General features: G+C 66.2%; 17 protein-coding genes and 1 pseudogene. 14 read left to right on the top strand and 4 right to left on the bottom strand.

Annotated features, from left to right (window positions below; all coding sequences use genetic code 11):
- Positions 1-3: 3 nt before the first annotated feature.
- Positions 4-2,115: a TonB-dependent receptor gene (locus NV382_RS19295; RefSeq protein ID WP_260598474.1), complete on the top strand. Its 2,112-nt coding sequence runs from the start codon at positions 4-6 to the stop codon at positions 2,113-2,115.
- 479 nt (positions 2,116-2,594) lie between these two features.
- Here NV382_RS19295 and NV382_RS19300 read toward each other — a convergent pair whose 3' ends face one another.
- Positions 2,595-3,239 carry a peptidylprolyl isomerase gene (locus NV382_RS19300; RefSeq protein WP_418066716.1) on the bottom strand — a complete coding sequence of 215 codons (645 nt, stop codon included), beginning with the start codon at positions 3,237-3,239 and terminating at the stop codon, positions 2,595-2,597.
- A 121-nt stretch (positions 3,240-3,360) separates the two neighbouring features.
- Positions 3,361-4,776, bottom strand: coding sequence for a succinylglutamate-semialdehyde dehydrogenase (astD, locus tag NV382_RS19305; RefSeq protein WP_260598475.1), 1,416 nt, complete (start codon positions 4,774-4,776; stop codon positions 3,361-3,363).
- A gap of 108 nt (positions 4,777-4,884) precedes the next feature.
- Here astD and NV382_RS19310 point away from each other — a divergent pair, with 108 nt between their 5' ends.
- The 12 genes and pseudogenes from NV382_RS19310 to NV382_RS19370 all read left to right on the top strand — a co-directional run bounded on the left by NV382_RS19310 (position 4,885) and on the right by NV382_RS19370 (position 17,078).
- Complete coding sequence (locus NV382_RS19310; protein ID WP_260598476.1) at positions 4,885-5,745, top strand: alpha/beta fold hydrolase; 861 nt, start codon at positions 4,885-4,887, stop codon at positions 5,743-5,745.
- 236 nt (positions 5,746-5,981) lie between these two features.
- On the top strand, positions 5,982-6,740 hold the full coding sequence (locus tag NV382_RS19315; protein WP_260598478.1) for an SDR family oxidoreductase: 759 nt from the start codon (positions 5,982-5,984) through the stop codon (positions 6,738-6,740).
- 160 nt (positions 6,741-6,900) lie between these two features.
- On the top strand, positions 6,901-8,025 hold the full coding sequence (locus NV382_RS19320; RefSeq protein ID WP_260598480.1) for a glycoside hydrolase family 130 protein: 1,125 nt from the start codon (positions 6,901-6,903) through the stop codon (positions 8,023-8,025).
- Between the two features lie 460 nt (positions 8,026-8,485).
- Positions 8,486-9,238 (top strand): ZIP family metal transporter, encoded by a 753-nt coding sequence (locus NV382_RS19325; RefSeq protein ID WP_260600491.1) that lies wholly within the window; start codon positions 8,486-8,488, stop codon positions 9,236-9,238.
- 56 nt (positions 9,239-9,294) lie between these two features.
- Positions 9,295-10,431: a glycosyltransferase family 4 protein gene (locus NV382_RS19330; protein WP_260598482.1), complete on the top strand. Its 1,137-nt coding sequence runs from the start codon at positions 9,295-9,297 to the stop codon at positions 10,429-10,431.
- A 63-nt stretch (positions 10,432-10,494) separates the two neighbouring features.
- Positions 10,495-11,898, top strand: a complete 1,404-nt coding sequence (locus NV382_RS19335) for an NAD(P)H-dependent flavin oxidoreductase (RefSeq protein WP_260598484.1) — start codon at positions 10,495-10,497, stop codon at positions 11,896-11,898.
- A gap of 60 nt (positions 11,899-11,958) precedes the next feature.
- Positions 11,959-12,492 carry a superoxide dismutase family protein gene (locus NV382_RS19340; protein ID WP_260598485.1) on the top strand — a complete coding sequence of 178 codons (534 nt, stop codon included), beginning with the start codon at positions 11,959-11,961 and terminating at the stop codon, positions 12,490-12,492.
- Positions 12,493-12,640: 148 nt separating this feature from the next.
- Positions 12,641-13,378, top strand: a complete 738-nt coding sequence (locus NV382_RS19345; RefSeq protein ID WP_260598487.1) for a Bax inhibitor-1/YccA family protein — start codon at positions 12,641-12,643, stop codon at positions 13,376-13,378.
- 101 nt (positions 13,379-13,479) lie between these two features.
- Positions 13,480-14,253: pseudogene (locus NV382_RS19350) on the top strand (transglutaminase-like domain-containing protein); the annotation flags it as partial.
- 787 nt (positions 14,254-15,040) lie between these two features.
- Positions 15,041-15,580, top strand: coding sequence for a hypothetical protein (locus NV382_RS19360; RefSeq protein WP_418066717.1), 540 nt, complete (start codon positions 15,041-15,043; stop codon positions 15,578-15,580).
- On the top strand, positions 15,577-16,140 hold the full coding sequence (locus NV382_RS19365) for a hypothetical protein (protein ID WP_260598490.1): 564 nt from the start codon (positions 15,577-15,579) through the stop codon (positions 16,138-16,140). Before NV382_RS19360 ends, NV382_RS19365 begins: the two co-directional genes overlap by 4 nt.
- Positions 16,141-16,295: 155 nt before the next feature.
- Complete coding sequence (locus tag NV382_RS19370) at positions 16,296-17,078, top strand: hypothetical protein (RefSeq protein WP_260598491.1); 783 nt, start codon at positions 16,296-16,298, stop codon at positions 17,076-17,078.
- 142 nt (positions 17,079-17,220) lie between these two features.
- Here the strand turns inward: NV382_RS19370 and NV382_RS19375 are convergent, their stop codons facing one another.
- Positions 17,221-17,949, bottom strand: a complete 729-nt coding sequence (locus tag NV382_RS19375; protein ID WP_260598492.1) for an extensin-like domain-containing protein — start codon at positions 17,947-17,949, stop codon at positions 17,221-17,223.
- Complete coding sequence (locus tag NV382_RS19380) at positions 17,949-18,707, bottom strand: NUDIX hydrolase (protein ID WP_260598493.1); 759 nt, start codon at positions 18,705-18,707, stop codon at positions 17,949-17,951. Before NV382_RS19380 ends, NV382_RS19375 begins: the two co-directional genes overlap by 1 nt.
- A gap of 149 nt (positions 18,708-18,856) precedes the next feature.
- Between NV382_RS19380 and NV382_RS19385 the strand changes: the two genes are divergently transcribed.
- Entirely contained in the window at positions 18,857-21,145 is a 2,289-nt protein-coding gene (locus NV382_RS19385; RefSeq protein ID WP_260598494.1) for an FdhF/YdeP family oxidoreductase, read from the top strand.

Below are 21,145 nucleotides of genomic sequence, written 5' to 3' on the forward strand. Positions count from 1 at the left end.
GGCATGGGAGCGGTGCTCCGCGTGACGATCACGGCGGTAGTTGTCGGCAGCAGTGCGGCAGCCATGCCGGCCACCGCGCAATCGACGGACGGCGGCACCACCACCGCGCCGCAGCCGGTGCAACCCGCCGCGACATCGCGCACCACCAACGGGCGGCAGGTGTACGACGCCGCCTATTTCGCTGGTTATGCCCCGGCCAGCGCGCTGCAGATGGTGGAGCGCGTGCCGGGATTTGCGATCGAGTCGGTCGATTCCTCGGTGCGCGGGTTCGGCCAGACGGCGGGCAATGTCGTGATCAACGGGCAGCGGCCGAGCGCCAAGAGCGAGAGCCTGGAGACGATCCTGGCGCGCATTCCGGCAAGCCGCGTGGCGCGGATCGAGGTGGGGCCGGGCGACCAATTCGGCGCGGATTATTCGGGCAAGTCGCAGGTGCTGAACCTGGTGACGACCGCGGGCGGCGGGCTGGCGGGAACGGTGCAATTGGCGGCGTTGCGCGATTTCACCGGTACCGTGCGCCCAGCGGGGAGCGCATCGGCGCTGGTCAAGCGCGGCAAATCGACCTTCAACGCATCGGTCACGGTTGAGAACGGGGCGACGACCGAGGAAGGGACCGACCGGCTGGTCAGCGTGACCGATGGCGTGTTGCAGGAATTCCGCCGCAAGGTGAACGTGCAAGGCGAGCCGAACGTGTCGGTGGCGGGCTCCTGGGCGTATGAAGACGGTACCAACCGTACCGCGCACGCCAATGGCCGCGTGTTCATCGACCGGTACCGGCTGACGCAGCGTAACGACGTCACGCCGCTGACGGGTGCAGTGCGCGACGATCGGCTGACGCAGCGGCTGGACTATGACGAATATGAGCTGGGTGGTGACGTGACACGGCCGCTGGCCGGAGGTGGGTTGAAGCTGATCGGTCTGGCCACGCGGCGCAACCGCGACAGCCGGGATGCCGAGTTCAACCGCATCGCCAGCGATGTGATCGGCGGATCGACGCAGACGCTGCGCGATACGCTGGAGGAGACGGTGCTGCGCGTCGTGTGGAGCCGCGCCAAGCTTGGCGGCTGGACGGTCGAGACGGGTGCCGAGGGGGTGATCAACCGGCTGGACAGCGACGTCGAACTGTTCTCGTTCGGGGGCGACGGGCAGCCGATCCGCATCGACCTGCCGGTCGACCAGGCAGTGGTGAAGGAAGTGCGCGGTGAGGCGTTCGTCAATGCCGGGCGGCCGCTGTCGCGGACGCTGCGCATCGACCTGGGGCTGACGCAGGAGCGATCGCGGATCACGGTGACCGGGGATGCCGAGGCGGAGCGCAGCCTGAGCTTCCTCAAACCCAAGGTGACGCTGGACTGGAAACCGTCGGCCAAGTGGCGGGCGCAGCTGACCGTGCAGCGCACGGTGGCGCAATTGCAGTTCGAGGATTTCATCAGCGGCGCCGAGCTGTCGAGCGGGCAGGTGAATGGCGGCAATGTCGATCTGGTGCCGCAGCGCGCGTGGGAGGCGCTGGCGACGGTGGAGCGCAAGATATTGGGCGACGGGCTGTACAAGCTGGAGCTCGGATACAACCGCGTGTCGCTGGTGCAGGACCGGGTGCCGACGCCCGAGGGGTTCGATGCGCCGGGCAATCTCGGCAATGGCCGCACGTTCATCCTTCGCAACCGGATCGACGCGCCGCTCGGCGCGTTCGGGATCAAGGGTGGGCGGCTGACGCTGTACGGGTCGTATGTGTCGACATCGGTGAAGGACCCGTACACGCTGCGCTCGCGGCCCTTTTCGGGCAACAGCCTGTTCTATGGCGAGGCGACGTTCCGCCAGGACCTGAAAAAGGTCGCCTGGGGTTTTACCGCGACCGCCGACACCGCATCGACCAATTACCGGCTCGACGAGACGGATCGTAATTACCGGACGATCCCGGAGATGAGCGCGTTTGCCGAATGGCGGCCGGATGCGCGGACCTCGCTCAACCTGACGGTGGACAATCTGACCAGTGCCAAGAACCGGCGGCGGCGGACCTTTTATGAGCCCGACCGGCGGACGCGGGAGCCATCGTTGATCGAGTATCGCGAGCGGAGCCGGCATGTCGTGCCGACGCTGACGTTCAAGCGGAGTTTTGGGTGAGGGTTGGGGGTGTGCGGCTGGGGGGCTGAACTTGGGTGCGGCGGTACTTTCCTCCGTTCGTCCTGAGCTTGTCGAAGGGCGGCTGTTCGCGGGCTGTGGTTTGTGGGCATGTCCTTCGACAGGCTCAGGACGAACGGGGGAGGGGGGTCGATATTCAGGTGCTCCAGCCACGGCGTCACCCCGGACTTGTTCCGGGGTCCACCCAGCGGCTTCCGATGCGGGTGGTGCCTCGGTCGCAGAGCTTGCGGCGCGGTGGACCCCGGAACTAGTCCGGGGTGACGGGTTGGTTTGTTACGAAATGGGTGGGATGATGCGCCGCGGTTTCTCGTGGTGCGATAAGCCGTTCCCCGGCGGAGGCCGGGGTCCAGTCGTGGGCGGTTTGTGATGTGCGTGGCGCTTTAACCGCCACCTGTCCGCCTGGGCCCCGGCCTTCGCCGGGGAGCAAAGGGGGGTGCGTTCTTAGCCGGTGCCTGGGACCGCTACTTCTTGATCAGCCAGGGTTTGACCAGGCCGGTCGGCTTGGGCGGGCCGTCCAGCCGCCTTGCGCCGATCACGCGGATCGATTGCTGGAGCATCTGGCCGCCCATGCCGCCGCCGGTGGGGCGCGCCAGGATGCGTTTTACGGTGTCCATGCCCTGCACGACATGGCCGAACGCCGCATAGCCGGGGAAGTCGCCCTTGGCGTCGAAGCTGGGCAGTGCGCCGACCGTGATGAAGAAATTGCCGCCGGCGGAATTGGGCTCGGTGCGCCTGGCCATCGAGATCGTGCCGTCGGTGTGGCGGATGCCGGTACGGTCGGTGCGTTCGTGCTTGAACGGCGGCAGGATGCGGCGTGCGTCGGTGCGGATGCCGCCCTGGATGAAGCCGTATTGCGGCGCGTTCTTGCTACGCGCGGCACGGTAGATCACCGCGCCGTCGAAGCGGCCGTCATCGACATAAGCGAGGAAGTTCTTGGTCGTCTCGGGCGCGCGGCGGGTGTCCAGCGCGAGGACGATCTTGCCTTGCGCGGTGGCGAGCAGGACGCGGACGATGCCGCTGGGCTTGCGTGGCGGGGCGGCGAGCGTGGGGGCGGCGAGCGTGGGGGTGGCGAGCGTCAGGGCGAGGAGGGCTGGGAGGATGCGCATGGTGGGGGGCTAGGGGGTGATGGCGGGGGGTGCAAGAGTATCTCGGGCGGGGGCGCTTGGGGCTCTGGATCCCAGCGTTCGCTGGGATGACGGGGTGGTGGGGTGACGGTTCCGGGGGCGGTTAGCCGTCGCGCAGGCCGATGCCGATGCTGGCGCGGGCCTGGTCGGCTTCGTTGCTGACTACCGGATAGGCGCAGTAATCGGCGGCGTAATAGGCGCTGGGGCGGTGGTTGCCGGACCAGCCGACGCCGCCGAACGGGGCGCCCGAACTGGCGCCGTTGGTCGGCTTGTTCCAGTTGACGATGCCGGCGCGGGCATTGGCCCAGAAGCGGTCGTAGAGTTCGGGATTCTGGCTGATCAGCGAGGCGCTGAGCCCGTAGCGCGTGTTGTTGGCCTCGGCGATGGCATCGTCGAAGGTGTTGGCGCGGATCACCTGCAGAATCGGGCCGAACAATTCGATATCCGGGCGATCGTTCATGTCGGTGGTGTCGATCAGGCCGGGGGTGAGGAACGGGCGGCCCTCGATCAGGCGTTCCGGGTGGCGGATCGGGCGGCCGCCGCGCATCATCAGTTCGAGGAAGCTTTCGGTCAGCAGGTCGGCGGATTCGTTGTCGATCACGCAGCCCATGAACGGGGCGGGGGTGGCGTGCGGTTCGTCGACGATGATCTTGGCGCAGATCTTGTTCACCTGCTCGATCACCGCATCGTAGACGCGCGTGTCGACGATCAGGCGGCGCGCGGCGGTGCAGCGCTGCCCGGCGGTGGTGAAGGCGCTCTGCACGATCAGGGCGGCGGTGGAGTGGAGATCGGGCGATTCCCACACGATGATCGGATTGTTGCCGCCCATCTCCAGCGCGAGGATCTTCTCGGGCTTGGTGGCGAAGGCGCGGTTGAGCGCGATGCCGGTGCGCGCCGAGCCGGTGAACAGCAGGCCGTCGATGCCGTCATGCGCGGCGAGCGCCTTGCCCTCGTCCGGGCCGCCGATGACGACGCGGATACAGCCTTCGGGGACGCCCGCGGCATGGAAGCAATCGACCAGGAAGGCGCCTACCGCTGGGGTCTTTTCGGACGGCTTGAACACCACTGCATTGCCGGCGAGCAACGCGGGGACGATGTGGCCGTTGGGCAGATGCGCGGGGAAGTTATAGGGGCCGAGCACCGCGAGCACGCCGTGCGGCTTGTGGCGCAGCGCCATGCGGCTGCCCATCGGCGCGTCCATGCGGCGCTGCGCGGTGCGTTCTGCATAGGCCTTGACCGAGATGTCGACCTTGGCGACGACCGAGTCCACCTCGGTGCGGGCCTCCCATAGCGGCTTGCCGGTTTCGCGGGCGATGAGATCGGTGAAGGCGTCGGCGCGCTGGCGGACGACGTTGCCGAAGCGGCGCAGCGTCTCGATGCGATAGGCGAGCGGGCGTGCGGCCCAGGCGGCCCAGCTGGCGCGGGCGGTGGCGACTTCCTCGTCGACGTCGCCGATCGGGCCGCGCCAGAGGATCGCACCGGTGGCCGGTTCGTGGGAGATGAGTTCGAAGGCTGGCATGGCGAGGTTCTTTGCCCGAGATTTACCAGAGGGTCTAGGCGCGGTCGAAGCGCTTGCCGGGCGCGGGCGGGACGGCGATAGGAAGGTTCGCAACCGCAGGACGCCGCCATGGCCATGTATGACGATAGATATTGGTGGTCGAACGACGGGGTGCGGCTGCATTGCCGCGACTATCCCGGGCGGGCCGACCGGCCGCCGATCCTGTGCCTGCCGGGGCTGACGCGCAACGCGCGGGATTACGATGCGCTGGCGCGGCGGCTGGCGGGCGAGTGGCGGGTGATCGCGATCGACCTGCGTGGGCGCGGCGAGAGCGGCTACGCCAAGGATCCGATGAGCTATGTGCCGCTGACCTATGTGCAGGATGTTGAGGGGTTGCTGCGCGAGCTGGGCGTCGAGCGCTACATCGCGTTCGGCACCTCGCTGGGCGGGATCGTGACGATGCTGCTGGCGGGAACGGCGCGCGAGACGTTCGTGGCGGCGTTGCTGAACGATGTCGGGCCGGTGATCGAGACGGCGGGGCTGAGCCGCATCCGCAGCTATGTCGGCAAGTCGAACACCTGGCCGACCTGGATGCACGCCGCGCGCGCGGTGATGGAGGCCAATGCCGACGTCTATCCGCATTATGAGATCGAGGATTGGCTGGCGATGGCCAAGCGGCTGTACCGGCTGAGCAGCGCGGGGCGCATCGTGCTGGATTACGACATGAAGATCGCCGAGCCGTTCCGCGTGCCGGGCAACGAGGCGGGGCCGGACATGTGGCGGGCGCTGGAGCAATTGCACAGCGTACCGACCCTGATCGTGCGGGGCGCGAAATCCGACGTGCTGAGTGCGGCGACCGCGGCGCGGATGGCGGCGGCGTTGCCGGGATCGGAACTGGTGACGGTGGCGGAGACGGGGCATGCGCCGACGCTGGGGGAAGCGGGGGCGGTGGCGGGGATCGAGCGGTTGTTGGCGAAGGTTGGGGGCTAGGCGTGTTCTGGCGCACCCGATTCCGCGGGGACGAGGCAGTTCCCCGGCGGAGGCCGGGGCCCAGTCGCGAAGGTGGATGTTGTCGGGCGCCGCGCCGGTTTCATCCTGCTCTACTCCTGGGCCCCGGCCTTCGCCGGGGAACAGTTTCGCAAGGGTGAACTCATCCTGTCAGTGGCGTTCTTGGGTGGAACCTCTCTCGCGTCAGCGCGTCTGCCCTTGCGAGTGAGGAGATGCAGATGACCGACATTGCCGATGCCCATACCGAAGTCGTGAGCCTGAAGGGCAGGCGCGTGGCGATCACCGGCGGGACGACCGGGATCGGGCGTGCGATCGCGGTGCTGCTGGCGGCCGAGGGAGCGAAGGTGTTCGTCTGCGGGCGCGATGCGGCGCATCTGGCCGATGCCGTGGCGCGCATCCGCGAGGTCGGAGAGGGCGACGGGATCGCAATCGATCTGTCCGAGCCGGACAATGCCAAGAAGTTCGTCGCGGCAGGCGTCGCCTATCTCGGCGGGCTGGACGTCGCGGTGATCAATGCGGCGGTGGCGGCCGAGGGGCTGAGCGACATGTCCGAACAGGATCTGCGCTATGCGATCGCCACCGACTTCACCGCCTATCTGCTGACCGCGCATGCTGCCGTTGAGGCCCTGAAGGAGGCGGGCGACATCGTGCTGATCGGATCGATGAGCGCGCATGTGCTCGGGCCGGGATCGACGGTTTATGCCGGGATCAAATACGGCATCCAGGGCTTTGGCGAAGCGCTGCGGCGCGAGCTGGGGCCGAAGGGCATTCGCGTGGCGAATGTCGAGCCGGGCAAGACCGGATCGAGCATGCAGGAGCCGGACGTCTCGCCCGAGGAGCAGCGCGAGGCGATCAACAAGGACGAGATGCTGCGCGCGGAGGATATCGCGGTCGGCGTGCAGTATCTGCTGACGCAGCCGCGCCGTGCGGTGGTGCAGCAGCTGACGATCACGCCGCGGGCGATGGCGGAGGAGTAGGCGCCGCAACCGTCCTATTCGTCACCCCGGACTTGTCCCGGGGTCCACTGCGCCGGAGCCGCAGCGTTCCAGTCACTATTCGCATCCCAAAGCCGCTTGGTGGACCCCGGAACAAGTCCGGGGTGACGGTGGTGGGATGGGAAATGAAGAGGATCCGCCAATGACCTTTGCCTTCGACCAGCTCGTCTTCACGCCCGCCGATGTCGATCTGTCGCGTTCGCCGCTCAGCGGACAGATCGATGCGGAAACGTATGTGCTGGGCGCGTTCAATCCGGGCATGACGCGGTTGGCGAACGGCAACCTGTTGTTGATGGTGCGGGTGGCCGAGGCGCTGCGCAAGCCGATGCATGACGGGTTTATCCATGCGATCCGCTGGACGGCGGACGGCTATATGCTCGATGCCTGGGCGATCGAACATGTCGATACCAAGGACCCGCGCAAGTTCCTGATCCCCGGTGGCGGGTGGCGGGTGATGGCGCTGACGTCGCTGTCCTGGCTGTTGCCGGTCGAGCTTTCCGCCGACGGGCGCGAGATCGTGACGGTGCATTACGATCGCGCGATCGCGCCGGCGGCCGATTACCAATGCTACGGCGTCGAGGATGCGCGGATCAGCCAGGTGGACGGCCGCTATCTGATGACGACCTGTTCGGTGAGCCCGGAGCGGCATTGCACGACCCTGTACAGCTCGGACGATGCGCTCGACTGGACGCTGGAGGGCATCGTGCTCGATCACCAGAACAAGGACATGCTGATCTTCGAGGGCAAGGTGGGGAACAAGTTCTTCGCCCAAACGCGGCCGCTGGGCGACCTGTATTTCGCCTATCCGCCGGGCAGCGAATGGCGCGCGGGGCCGTCGATCAACCTGTCGAGCTCGCCCGATGCGCTGCACTGGAAGCCGTACGATAAGCCCGGCATCCGGCCGCATTCGGCGACGGTGTCGACCGCGCGGATGGGCGGCGGCGCGCCGCCGGTGCGGATCGCGGATGGCTGGCTCAGCTTGTGGCACGGCGTCGAGCCGTCTGGCGTGGTCGGCGTCTATCGCACCTATTGGTCGGTGCTGGATGCCGATGATCCCAGCATCGTCGTGCGCACCAGCCATCCGGCGCTGCTGGAGCCGTCGCCCGAGCTGACCGAGCCGCTGAAGGAGCTGATGTATCTGGATGGCGTGGTGTTCACCACGGGAATCGCGGATGGCGGCGACCATTATGTGGTGGCGAGCGGGGAGGCGGACCTGGCATGCCGGATCACGCATATCGATAAGGCGGTGTTTGCGCCTGGGGGGTGATGCGGCGGGGGTTGCGGGTTGATCTGTCGCCCCTGACTTGTGTCCCGCTTATTCCCCGCCAGCGCGTATGCGTCATTCCCGCGTAGGCGGGAATCCATAATGGCGAAGGTTCATTCTCTCTCACGACGGTTGGAGACTATGGATCCCCGCCTTCGCGGGGATGACGGGAGGGGTTTGCGATCGGGATGAGCATCGGCTGTCCTCGGGGACGATTGGGAGCCTTGAGGAACCTCATCAACGGCGTTCTCCCGCGAAAGCGGGGGCCCAGGGCCATAAGGGATGGCGTTTGCGACCCTGGGCTCCCGCTTTCGCGGGAGAACATTGGTGGTCTTGTGCAACGGTAGCATCGACTTGTTCCGGGAGGCGCCGTGCCGCATGGCCTGCGTCTAGGTCACCACGGTCATTGAGAGCCGCTTGGTGGACCCCGGAACACGTCCGGGGTGACGACAGGGACGTGAATATGCTCGAGGCTGGTTTTTGGGGATTGGTCGGGGGTTCGGCGCTGATCCTTGGCGCGTTGATCGCGTATTTTGCGACGCTGCCGCAGCGGCTGATTGCGGGGGTGATGGCGGTGGGGGCGGGGGTGTTGATCTCGGCGGTGGCGTTCGACCTGATGGACGAGGCGTTTCGCCAGGGTGGGTTCGGATCGACGGCGGCGGGATTCCTGGGTGGGGCGGTGGTGTATACCGCGGCGAACATCTTCATCTCGAAGCGGGGGGCGCGGCATCGCAAGCGCTCCGGATCGAACGACGACAAGCGCCAGCCGAATGCGGACGAAGGCGGCGGCGGCCTGGCGATCGCGGTCGGCGCGTTGCTCGACGGGATCCCGGAATCGGTGGTGATCGGGGTGAGCCTGATCGGCGGCACGGGCGTGAGTGCGGTAACGGTGGCGGCGGTGTTCCTGTCGAACGTGCCCGAGGGCCTGTCGAGCGCCGCGGGGATGAAGAAGGCTGGGCGATCGGCGCGCTACATCTTTGGCGTGTGGACCGGGATTGCGCTTGCCTCCGGCGCGGCGGCGATGCTCGGCAATGTCGCGCTGGCGGGGGCGGCGCCGCAGGTGATCGCGGCGGTGACGGCCGTGGCGGCGGGCGCGATCCTGGCCATGCTGGTCGACACGATGATCCCAGAGGCGACCGAGGCGACGCACGATTATAGCGGGCTGATCGCGGTGGTCGGCTTCCTACTGGCGTTCGTGCTGACCAAGTCGGGATGAGCGCGTTGCACAAGGATGACCGCGCCGGATTTTGCCGCTAGGCACGGCACAAGATCATGGCCCAGCCCGTCAACATCCTGCACCTGCATTCGGCGTTCGACCTGGGCGGCAAGGAAGCGCGCGCGGTACGGCTGATGAACGCGTTCGGGGACCGTGCGCGGCACACGATCGTGTCGGGCATGCCCGATCAGTTGAGCGCGCGGGATGCCATCGCGCCGGGCATCCGATACGAGATCGCGCAAGATCCGCCACCGCTGACCGGGCGGCCATCGGTCGCGCGGTATGAAGCGATCGCGCGGTTCATGCGGCGCTTCGACCTGGTGCTGACGTACAATTGGGGCGCGATCGACGGGGTGATGGCCAAGCGTGCGTTCGGCAAGGGAACGCCGCCGCTGGTGCATCACGAGGACGGGTTCAACAGCGACGAGGCCGGCGGGCTGAAGCGCGAGCGCAATTACTATCGCCGCTTCGCGCTGCCGGCGGCTTATGCGCTGGCCGTGCCGTCCGAGGCCTTGCACCGCATCGCGCTGGACGTGTGGAAGCAGCCGGTGGCGCGCGTGCACCGCATCGTCAACGGCATCGCCACCGCCGCTTATGCCGGGCCGTGCGACCCCAAGGCGATACCGGGGTTCAAGCGCAAGCCGGGCGAAGTCGTGGTGGGCACGCTGGCGGGCCTGCGCGCGGTGAAGGACCTGCCGATGCTGGTGCGCGCGGTGGGCGGCTGTTCGTCGCGCATCCGGCTGGTGATTGTCGGCGACGGGCCGGAGCGGCAGAACATCCTGGCTGCGGCGCAGAACATGGGCATCGCCGACAAGCTGCTGCTGCCGGGCTTCCTGCCCCGGCCGCATCTTTATGTCGGCCTGTTCGACATCATGGCAATGTCGTCGAGGAGCGAGCAGTTTCCGATCGCGGTGATCGAGGGCATGGCGGCGGGGCTGCCGATCGCCGCGCCGCCGGTCGGCGACGTGCCACAGATGGTGGCGGCGGAGAATGCGCCGTTCATCACCGAGCATGCCGGCGAAGTGCGGCTGCGCGATGCCATCGAGGCGCTGGCGCGCGATGCGGGGTTGCGGTCTCGCGTCGGCGCGGCCAATCGGGCGAAAGCGGCGGCGGAGTTCGACGAAAGCGTGATGATCGCACGCTATGCGTCGCTCTACGAAGCTGCAATGGGGCGTCCGGGGTGCCTTTGTTGAGTCGGCATTCGCTGGGTGGCATCCTTTCGCTGTATCAAACGTATGTTCATTGCGGAGTAGGTCGTGTTCAAAGGTCTGAAGCCCATCGTCTATAATGGCCGCGAGGTCTGGCCGCTCGTCGAGGGTGGCAAGGGCGTGGCTGCGACGAACCATGCCTCGGCCGGCGCCTGGGCGGCAGCCGGCGGGATCGGCACCGTCTCGGCCGTGAATGCCGACAGCTACGACCCCGACGGCAAGATCATTCCGCAGATCTACCGCGCGCTGACCCGGCGCGAGCGGCACGAGGAATTGATCGAGTATGCGATCGAGGGCGCGGTGCAGCAGGTGCAGCGCGCCTACGACATTGCCAGCGGCAAGGGTGCGATCAACATCAACGTGCTGTGGGAAATGGGCGGGGCGCAGCGCATCCTGCACGGCGTGCTGGAGCGGACGCGTGGGCTGGTCGCCGGCGTGACCTGTGGTGCGGGCATGCCGTACAAGTTGAGCGAGATCGCCGCGTCCTACAACGTGACATACCTGCCGATCATCAGTTCGGGCCGGGCGTTTCGGGCATTGTGGAAGCGGGCTTATTCCAAGGCATCCGAATTCCTGTCGGGCGTGGTGTATGAGGATCCGTGGCTGGCGGGCGGGCATAACGGGCTCAGCAACGCCGAGGATCCGCTGAAGCCGCAGGACCCCTATCCGCGCGTCAAGGAGTTGCGCGACGTGATGCGCGAGGGCGGGATATCCGACGACGTGCCGATCATCATGGCCGGCGGCGTGTGGTATCTGCGCGACTGGAGCAACTGGATCGACAATCCCGAGCTTGGCAGCATCGCCTTCCAGTTCGGCACGCGGCCGTTGCTGACGCGCGAGAGCCCGATCCCGGAGGATTGGAAGAACAAGCTGATGAACATCGAGCCGGGCGAGGTGCTGCTGCACAAATTCTCACCGACGGGCTTCTATTCGAGCGCGGTGCGCAACCCGTTCCTGCGGCTGCTGGAGGCGCGTTCCGACCGGCAGATTGCTTTCTCGACGCAGGAGGCGGGCGACCATGTGTTCCAGCTCGACGTCGGGGTGAAGGGCCGGAACTTCTGGGTGACGCGCGGCGATTTGCTGCGTGCGCGGCAGTGGTTCGGCGAGGGCTTCACCGATGCGCTGAAGACGCCCGACAATACGCTGGTCTATGTGACGCCGGAGGAGAAAGCGTGGATCCGCAAGGACCAGGCCGATTGCATGGGCTGTCTTAGCCAGTGTGCCTTCTCGTCCTGGGCGGATAGCGAGACCAATTCGACCGGGCGGCTGGCCGATCCGCGCAGCTTCTGCATCCAGAAGACGCTGCAGGATATCGCGCATGGCGGGCCGATCGACGAGAATCTGATGTTCGCCGGGCACGGCGCGTATAATTTCAAGAAGGATCCGTTCTATTCGAACGGGTTCGTGCCGACGGTGAAGCAGCTGGTCGATCGCATCCTGACTGGCGATTGAGCGTGGCCGATGCGTAGCGTTGGGCTATGTGTCGGGGGTAGGTCTTACAGGAGAACGAGCATGCGCATCGCGATCGTCACCGCAGCAATCGCTGCACTGGGTCTGTCGGCCTGTAACCGGGATGACGTTGCCGTGGGCGCGCCGATGGCCGGCGGCGCGCGGGCGACGGCGACGCTGCGCACGGCGGACGGCGCCGAGGTCGGGCGGGTCAGCGCGAGCGAAGTGGCCGGCGGCGTGCGCTTCACGATCGATGCACGCGGCATGCCGCCGGGCACGCACGGCGCGCATGTGCACACGACCGGGCTGTGCGATGCGCCCGATTTCACCACCGCGGGGCCGCATTGGAACCCGACGGCGATGAAGCACGGCACGATGAACCCGCAGGGGCCGCACGAGGGCGACTTGCCGAACCTGATCGTCGGCACCGATGGCCGCGGGACGCTGGGCATCACCATTCCGGGCGCGACGATGGCCGGTTTGTTCGACACCGACGGATCGGCGCTGGTGGTGCATGCCGGCGCGGACGACCTGATGACCGATCCGTCCGGCAATAGCGGCGGGCGGATCGCGTGCGGCGTGCTGGTCGCGGGCTGAGCGATCCGGGGTTTTCCGCGCTCGGCCGACCGCTTTTGTAAAGAAATGTTGCTGGGACCGGATCGGGCCAAATCGCTTGAAAAGGCGTGGCTGAACGCCGATATTCGAACGTATCCGGCATGAGGCCGGCTAAAGGAGTTTTTTGGAAATGGCTAACTGGTCTGACCCACGGCCGAACGGCGCGACGTTCGCGACGGCGGCGGGTGTGCGTACGGAAGCGTACGACGCTGGCCTTCGGTCGTACATGCTTTCGGTCTACAACTACATGACGTCGGGCATCCTGCTGACGGGCATCGTGGCGTTGCTGTTCGCGCGCTCCGGCTATGCCGAGCAGGTGTTCATGAACCCCGGCCTGCTGAAATATGTCATCATGTTCGCGCCGCTTGCGATCGTGTTCGGCATGAGCTTCGGGCAGGGGCGCATGTCCACGCCGACGCTGCAGGCGATGTTCTGGGGCTTCGCGGTGCTGATGGGTCTGTCGCTCTCGACGATCTTCCTGCAGTATAGCGGGACCTCGATCGCGCAGGCGTTCTTCGCGACGGCCGCATCCTTCGGTGCCTTGTCGCTGTACGGCTACACCACCAAGCGTGACCTGTCGGCGTTCGGCACGTTCCTGATCATGGGCCTTGTCGGCCTGATCGTCGCCAGCCTGCTGAACCTGTTCTTCCAGTCGGGCGTGATGGCGCTGGTGATCAGCATCGTCGGCGTGCTGCTGTTCGCAGGCCTCACCGCCTATGACACGCAGCGCACCAAGAGCATGTATGCGCATGTCGCCGGCACGGCCGACGAAGGCCGTACGATCATCATGTCGGCATTGTCGCTGTACCTCGACTTCATCAACATGTTCCTGTTCATCCTGCGCATCTTCGGTTCCAGCCGGAACTGATCCCTGCCAGGATCGTGATCGGAGGCCCGGCGAGTTGTTCGCCGGGCCTTTTCTTTTGTCCGGCGTCGGCGGATCATGCGCCGGCCCCAAGGATAGTGGTTATGCGCCTGTCGATCGACGTGCTGCTGGATTATTGGATCAACGACAGTGCCGAGGTGCTGTTGCAGATCGAGGCGGCGGCGATGGCCGACCAGTATCTCGAGCAGCAGGACCTGCGCGTCTATTGCACCGAGCCGCTGACCGCGGTGCCGGGCGAGGACGCGATCGGGCAGCGCACCTGGGCCAAGGGGCAGGGCAGCTTCCTGGTCGAGTATAAGGCGGTGGTGGCGATCGATCGCGCCGGGGTGGATTTCTTGCAATTGCCGGCGACCGATCTGTCCGACCTGCCGGGCGACGCCGTGCCGTATCTGATGCCGAGCCGCTATTGCGAGTCCGACCGTTTCGAAGGGTTCGTTCAGGCGGAGTTCGGCGGCTTGCGCGGCGGTGCGCTGGCGGCGGCGATCGGCGATTGGGTGCGCAGCAACCTCAGCTATCAATGCGGCACCAGCAGCGGCGTGACCACGGCATTGATGACCTTTGCCGACCGGCGCGGCGTGTGCCGCGATTACGCGCATCTGGTCGTAGCGCTGGCGCGGGCGGGCGGCATTCCGGCGCGCTGCGTGTCGGCCTATGCGCCGGGCGTCGAGCCGCCTGATTTCCATGCCGTCGCCGAAGTGTGGCTGGCCGGCGGCTGGCACCTGATCGATGCGACGGGGATGGCAGCGTGCGGCGACATGGTGCGCGTGGCGGTGGGTCGCGATGCAACGGACATCGCGTTCATGACGATCTTCGGCAGCGCGATCATGAATCGGCAGACTGTGTCCGTCACGCTGTTGGACGATGGCGGAACGGCTTCACCACCTGATCGTTCTAATGCCGGAACAGCCGAGGGAGGATTGGCGATGGACGACAACATGATCGACGGGAAGGCGCTGGACGGCCTTTCGGTCGCACCGCCGGATCCGGATGCAGGCGACGAGGATGCGACGCATATCCACGATCCGCGTCAGGATGCCGGACAGGACAAGTCGATCGCGGAGCGACTGCAGCGCGACCCCGAGAACCAGGACGCGCGGCTGGACGCCGGGCTGGACGAGTCGATGGACGCATCCGATCCGCCGGCCTCGACGCAGCCGGTGCACAATACTGCACCGCCTGAGTCGTCCGGCTTCGATGCTGCGGCGGAAGCGCGGTTGAGGGCCAACAAGCAGGACTAAGCTGCTTGCAGGGTAATTCGGGCGAGCCCGTCACCAGCCGGTGGCGGGCTTTTCTGTGTTCGGAGCGCGATGGCTTCACTTTAGGCCGTGTCGAACGAAGTCGAGACACCTTCCCAAGTGCGGGTGTCTCGACTTCGCTCTACACGAACGGGAGGGGATGAATCCACCGAGGTCGTCAAGTTCTAGCCGATCCATCATGTGGCCCAAGTGTCGCAACTGCGCGGGATTTCGGGCGATCGTCCGTTGCCGGTCGATGGTGTGTTGCAACGCACAACCATCTATGATGCCATGCAGATTGTCAGCCGACGCAAGCGTTGAGGATGTCGTTAACCATCCAGGCGCATGATCGCTGGACTGGCATGCTGCAGTTCCACGACCTGGGCGGGGTGACGATATGGCTTCCAAGATGAAACCGGCCACTGGCACGATGACCCTGGCCGAGATGAAGGAGTTTGCGAGCTTTCCGGCAGCGACGCAGCGCTACGTGCGCCGCTCGCTCGACATCGGGCTCGACCGCGACGATGCGATGCGCCGCTGGTCGCGCGACGTCGTCGAAGCGGCCAGCATCCGCGCGCAGGCACGGCTGTACGAGCGGCTGCCGGCGATCCGCGCGATCGTGCCCGACGATAGCGGGCTGGACGCGATCGAGCCGTTCATGGCGCCGCTGATGACGATCACCGCGTTCGACCTGGGGCAGGGGCGGCTGACCACCTTCTCGGCCTATCGCTTCCTGTACGAGCGCGTGATCGGCCCCGACGTGCGGCCCTGGCTACCCGCCGCCTTCTGCGCCGCCGCCGCGCTGCCGCATTTGCACCCCGATCTGCGCCGCAAGCTGCTGCAGTCGATCAGCGAAGCGGCGGCCACCGCCTCGGGCTGGTCGAACCGGGCGCCGGCCTTCTTCCCGAACTGGGTGGAAAAGGTGGAGGCAGGGGCGCTGCCGCATTGAGGGCTCTATCCCCCTTCTATTCCGTCGTTGGCCGCGTCTCGATCGCGTCCTTCATCGCTGTCGCGGCGGTCTGCGCCGCGGTGTTGTGGGCGGCGCTTCAGGCTGATTGGCAATGGGGCCTGGTACCGAACATCGTCGTCGGCGCCGTTGCGGGCGCGGCGGTCGCCAAGCTGCTTGTCGCTGCGATCCGGCGGCTTCGTGATGCCGGGATCAACCTGCGCGTTGCCGCTGCCATCTTGCTGGTGGTCACGGTTATTACGGGATCGGCGTTCTTCACTTTCCTGAGCAGCGATGAACCTTGGGCTGAATGGGTGCTCAATGTAGCGGACTATGGCGTCCCGATGATCTGCGCCGTCGCGCTGTTATGGCCATCCCGTCGCGACGTGGGCGGACATGCGAGCGGTAGTGACCGTGCCGGTGTGCTGATCGCCATTTCGTGCGTGGTCGGCTGCGCGGCGCTGTGGGGCTTCATCGCCTGGCTGTCGATCGGCATCAATGCCAGCAACCTCCGCAATGCCGCCTTTGCGCAAGCTGTCGAAATATGGGATCAGAACCGATAGTAACGTTGGCGAGTGCCAATTGCGCCATTCTAATGCTATGGCGTACCACACTGAGTCCGAGCGTTTGCTCCTCCGATCGTCGACCTATCTCAAGCGGTATGGGCTGCTGGTAACAACCAGCTTCCATACACTGCGTTCGCGTCATACGATCAAGCATGGCGCTGACTATCAACCACCGGGAAGAACAGTTCGCAAGCGATCTCGACTTTCTGCTCCACTTTCAAAACTTATTGCTGAGGGCGATTGAAGGGGCGCGGGACGAAGAGCTCGACCGAGAATACCGGGAGATGAGAGCGGCCTTGCTAGCTGATCCACGATACGAGGACACCGTCCCGAAATTCGTGCATCATCATCGCGACCTTGGCAGCCTATGGCCGACTCTCAAGAGCTTCAATCCACAATGGGAGCCTCGCCGTGTGGAAGTGCGACGCCAATTTGAACCCGCGATAGCTGAAGCAGATCGCACCGATCCTTTTGGTCCATCTCTTCAGCAGAGTTGGGCGGGCGACGTCCCGTTCGATTCCACGGCATGGACTGGGGCAACCAAGCCGGGCGCGCGGCTTGCGGCTGTGAAGACCATGTTGCCTGTAGCCCGTGCAGCTGTCGGGCGGTTGATCGAAAGCCTTGATGGTCCGCGACACAATGGCGGCCCGCCAATGGATGGAACGGTCGAGGCGATCGATGCACTTCGCTCGCTTCATGGGCTTCTTGGAGAGATCATCCGGGCGGCAGATGAAGGGCGGTTGGATCAGGCGTACAATGACGGAATGGTACTTGAGGCTTGCCGATACGCGAAGCGCGCGGCGAAGAAGTTGCGTGATGATCCAATGCCATATGCGATGTCAGCGTTGTTGCTCTCGGTGCTTTCCGCGTGCGGTTTTCCTGGGGTTGGAGGTTTTCTCAGCGGCGTCGCGGCGAACATCCAACGAAAAGAATGACGGCACCGTCGGGCTTAGGCCGCGCTGGCTGCCCGACGTGCAACGGCAAACCAAGGTATTAAGAGGCTTCAGTCGCTTGCAAAGCCGACGAAACGGCTTCCCCCCAATTAACGCCGTCTCGCGATGTCTTTCTGCACCCACCTCACCGGCACGCGCGCCAGCCCGTGGCACCCCGTGCTGCCTCGTCGAGGTGCAAGTGGTCGCGGTGGGCGGCGTTGTAGTCTGGGGAGAGGGCGGTGGAGAAGAGGTCGCAGGCGCCGTTGCGGACGGTGCGCAGGAAGGTGCCTTTGTCGTGCGTGTCGCGCCAGTCGTGCAGCACGCTGATCTGCGTCCCGTCCTCCAGCCGGAAACCGGCGATGTCGATTGCCTTGGCGGTGGCGTGTTCGCTGAGCGATCCGCTGGCGCGGCCGTAGATGTTGCGGCAATTGTAGCTGCCGAGGTGATCGATCTGCACCACGCGCTGGCCGAAGAAGCGGCGGGCGGCGGGCTGCACGACTTCCCATTCCCACACCGACAATGCCGCAGCGACGGGGCAGGCGATGCCGGGGCTGGTCGGCGCAAAGCGCGTGCTGCGCGCGCCGCCGGGCAAGAAACGGACGCCGTCGCGGTAGCCGCACTGTCCGGCGCTGACCGACGGGATCGCGGTGTAGCGGACCCCGGCCTGGTCGAGCAGCGCATGGCACTTGGCGGCATCGTCGCCGAGCGCGGCGATCTTGCGGCCGGTGAACAGGCCGACCGGCTGCGAGAGATCGAGCGGTGTCCAGGGCAGGTCCTGCGGGCGGCCGCGCAGGGTCGCGAAGAGCAGCAGGATCAGCAGCAATGCGACGGCGGCGACCAGCGCGACGACGACGATGCGGCGGATCGCCGCCATCAGCCGCGCGTCGCGGTGGTCATCGCTTCGGACGTCACCGGGTAGCCGAGATCGTCCGGGATGCAGAGATGGGCAATGCCCTCGCGCTCCTCGATCCACGGCGTGATCGCGCGGATCGGGTGCGCTTGCGCGTCGGCGATCGCTTCCTCGACGCTGCCAAAGCGCGCGAGCCGTTCCAGGTTGCGGCGGGTGGGGAAGATGATCCGGGCGCGGCCGGCATCGGCATTGTCGAGCACGCCTTGGGCGCTGGACCAGAGCAAGCGGACATTCTCCGTGGCATCGACCTCGGGCGCGGGGGCGTCGGCGGGCAGGCGGGCGAGGTGGAACAGCGTGTCGAAGATGCGCATGTGGGCATGGGCCGGCAGCCAGCGGGCGAATGGCGTAAGTGCGGTGAGATCGAGCGTGAGGCCCGCGGCGTGCAGTGCGGCGCCGAACGCGGTGCCGGCGTGGAGCGCGGAGCGCAAGGTCGCGAGCGTGGCTTGATCGGGTGTGGGGGTGAGGCCGATTGGCAGGCCGACTTCCTCGAGCGTCTCGCGGATCGCGGCGATGCGGGCCGCCGTATCGTCGGGGTCGCCGCCGAGTTGCAGCGCCAGCGCGCGGTCGCCGGGATCGATCCGGCCGCCGGGAAAGACCAGCGCGCCGCCGGCGAACACCATCGCGCGCGAGCGCTCGACCAGCAGCAGATCGGGCGGGCCAGCGGGCGAGTCGCGGAACAGGACGAGCGTGGCCGCGGGGATGGGGGTTTGCTGATCGCTCATGGTGCAGGCGTAGAAGCGGGCGGCGGCGGTGGATAGTTCCTCGACCGGCCGAGGAATTTCGGCGACCGGCGCTGGACATTTCGGGCAAACGGTCCGTTCTGTGGTCTGCGGCCGTTGGTGCCGCAGACTCGCGCGAAAGATGGTGGACCATGGCCGAACAGAGATCCGACAAGCCGGAAGTGACGCCGTTCCAGGGACCGGCCGGTGGCTGGGGGTCGGTACGCTCGCTGGCCGAGATCATGCCGCGCGAGCGCGTGTCGCCGGAGGCGGTGCGCGAGCTTGGACGGCAGAACAAGCCGGAGGGCTTCGCCTGCGTCAGCTGCGCCTGGCCCAAGCCCGCCGATCACCACCCGTTCGAATTCTGCGAGGAGGGGGCCAAGGCGACGGCGTGGGAATTGACCACGCTGCGCACGACGCCCGAATTCTTCGCCGAGCATACGCTGACCGAGCTGCGCGGCTGGCGCGATTATGATCTTGAGCAGCACGGGCGGTTGACGCATCCGCTGCGCTACGATGCGGCGACCGACAGATATGTCGCCTGTTCGTGGGACGAGGCGTTTGCCGAGATCGGCGCGACGCTCCGGCCGCTCGATCCCAAATCGGTGGTGTTCTATTCCTCCGGGCGGACCAGCCTGGAAGCGTCGTACATGTACGGGCTGATGGCGCGGATGTACGGCAACCAGAACCTGCCCGACAGTTCGAACATGTGCCACGAATCGACTTCGGTCGGGCTGAAGGCGGCGATCGGCGTGCCGGTGGGGACGACGCGGCTCGAGGATTTCGAGAAGTGCGACGCGATCCTGTTCTTCGGGCAGAATGTCGGATCCAATGCGCCGCGCATGCTCCACGACCTGCGCGATTGCCGCAAGCGCGGGGTAGAGATCGTGACGTTCAATCCGCTGAAGGAGCGCGGGCTGGAGCGGTTCACCGATCCGCAGAATCCGTTCGAGATGGCGACGCTGCGCGAGACGGCGATCTCCACGCAATATCACCAGGTGAAGGCCGGCGGCGATATCGCGGCGATGATGGGCATCGCCAAGTTCCTGGTCGAATGGGACGATGCCGCGATCGCCAAGGGCACGACGCGCGTGCTCGACCATGATTTCATTACCGATCATACCAGCAGCTTCGAACCGTTCCTGGCGGCGGTGCGCGCGGCCGAGTGGAGCGCGATCGAGCTGGAATCCGGCCTGTCCAAATACGAGCTGGAACAGTCGGCGGCGATCTACGCCAAGGCCAAGGCGGTACTGGCGATCTATGGCATGGGGCTGACGCAGCATGTGAAGGGCGTCGAGAACGTCCGCATGCTGGTCAATCTGCTGCTGATGCGCGGCAATATCGGCAAGCCGGGCGCGGGGCCGACGCCGGTGCGCGGCCATTCGAACGTGCAGGGCCAGCGCACCGTGGGCATCACCGAGAAGACCGAATTGGTCCCGGTGGAGAAATTGGAGGCGCAATATGGCTTCACGGCGCCGCGCGAGAAGGGGCTCGACACGGTTGAGACGTGCCGCGGGGTGATCGACGGGTCGGTGACGGCGGTGGTGGCGCTGGGTGGCAATTTCCTGCGCGCGGTGCCGGAGACGGCGGCGATGGAGGAGGCATGGCCGCGGCTGGGGCTGTCGGTGCAGATCGCGACCAAGCTCAACCGCAATCACCTGTTCCCGGGCAAGGTGACCTATCTGCTGCCGTGCCTCGGCCGGATCGAGCAGGACGTGCAGGCGAGCGGACCGCAGGTCGTGACGGTCGAGGATTCGACCAGCTGCATCCACGGATCGCGCGGCAAGGCGACCCCGGCCAGCCCGCATCTGCTGTCCGAACCGGCGATCGTCGGCGCGCTCGCCAAGCAGATCCTGCCGGCCAACCCGCATGTCGATTGGGATGCGTGGGTCGCCGATTACGGTACGATCCGCGATGCGATCGAGGAAACCTATCCGCTGGTATTCCCCGACTTCAACAAGCGGCTGTTTACGCCGGGCGGGTTCTGGAAGGGCAACAAGGCATCCGAGCGGATTTGGATGACGCCAAGCAAGAAGGCCGAGTTCCTCGTGCCATCGGGCCTGTCGGCGACCGGGTTCCAGGATGCGCCCGGGCGCTACCGGTTGATGACGCTGCGCTCCAACGATCAGTTCAACACCACGATCTACGGCTATCACGATCGCTTCCGCGGGGTGAAGGGCACGCGCGACGTGCTGTTCATGCATCGCAGCGACATTGCCGAGGCGGGGTTAAAGGACGGGCAGATCGTCGCGCTGGAAAGCGATGCGGGCGATGGCATCGTGCGGCGGCAGGAGGGACTGATCGTCACGCCGTACGACATCCCGCGCGGTTGCCTCGGCGCCTATTATCCCGAGTGCAACCTGCTGATGCCGGTCGAGCATCATGCCGAGGAAAGCCATGTGCCGGCGGCGAAATCCGTGCCGGTGAGGATCGCCGCCTGA

The organism is Sphingomonas endolithica (assembly GCF_025231525.1).
Lineage (GTDB): Bacteria > Pseudomonadota > Alphaproteobacteria > Sphingomonadales > Sphingomonadaceae > Sphingomonas > Sphingomonas endolithica.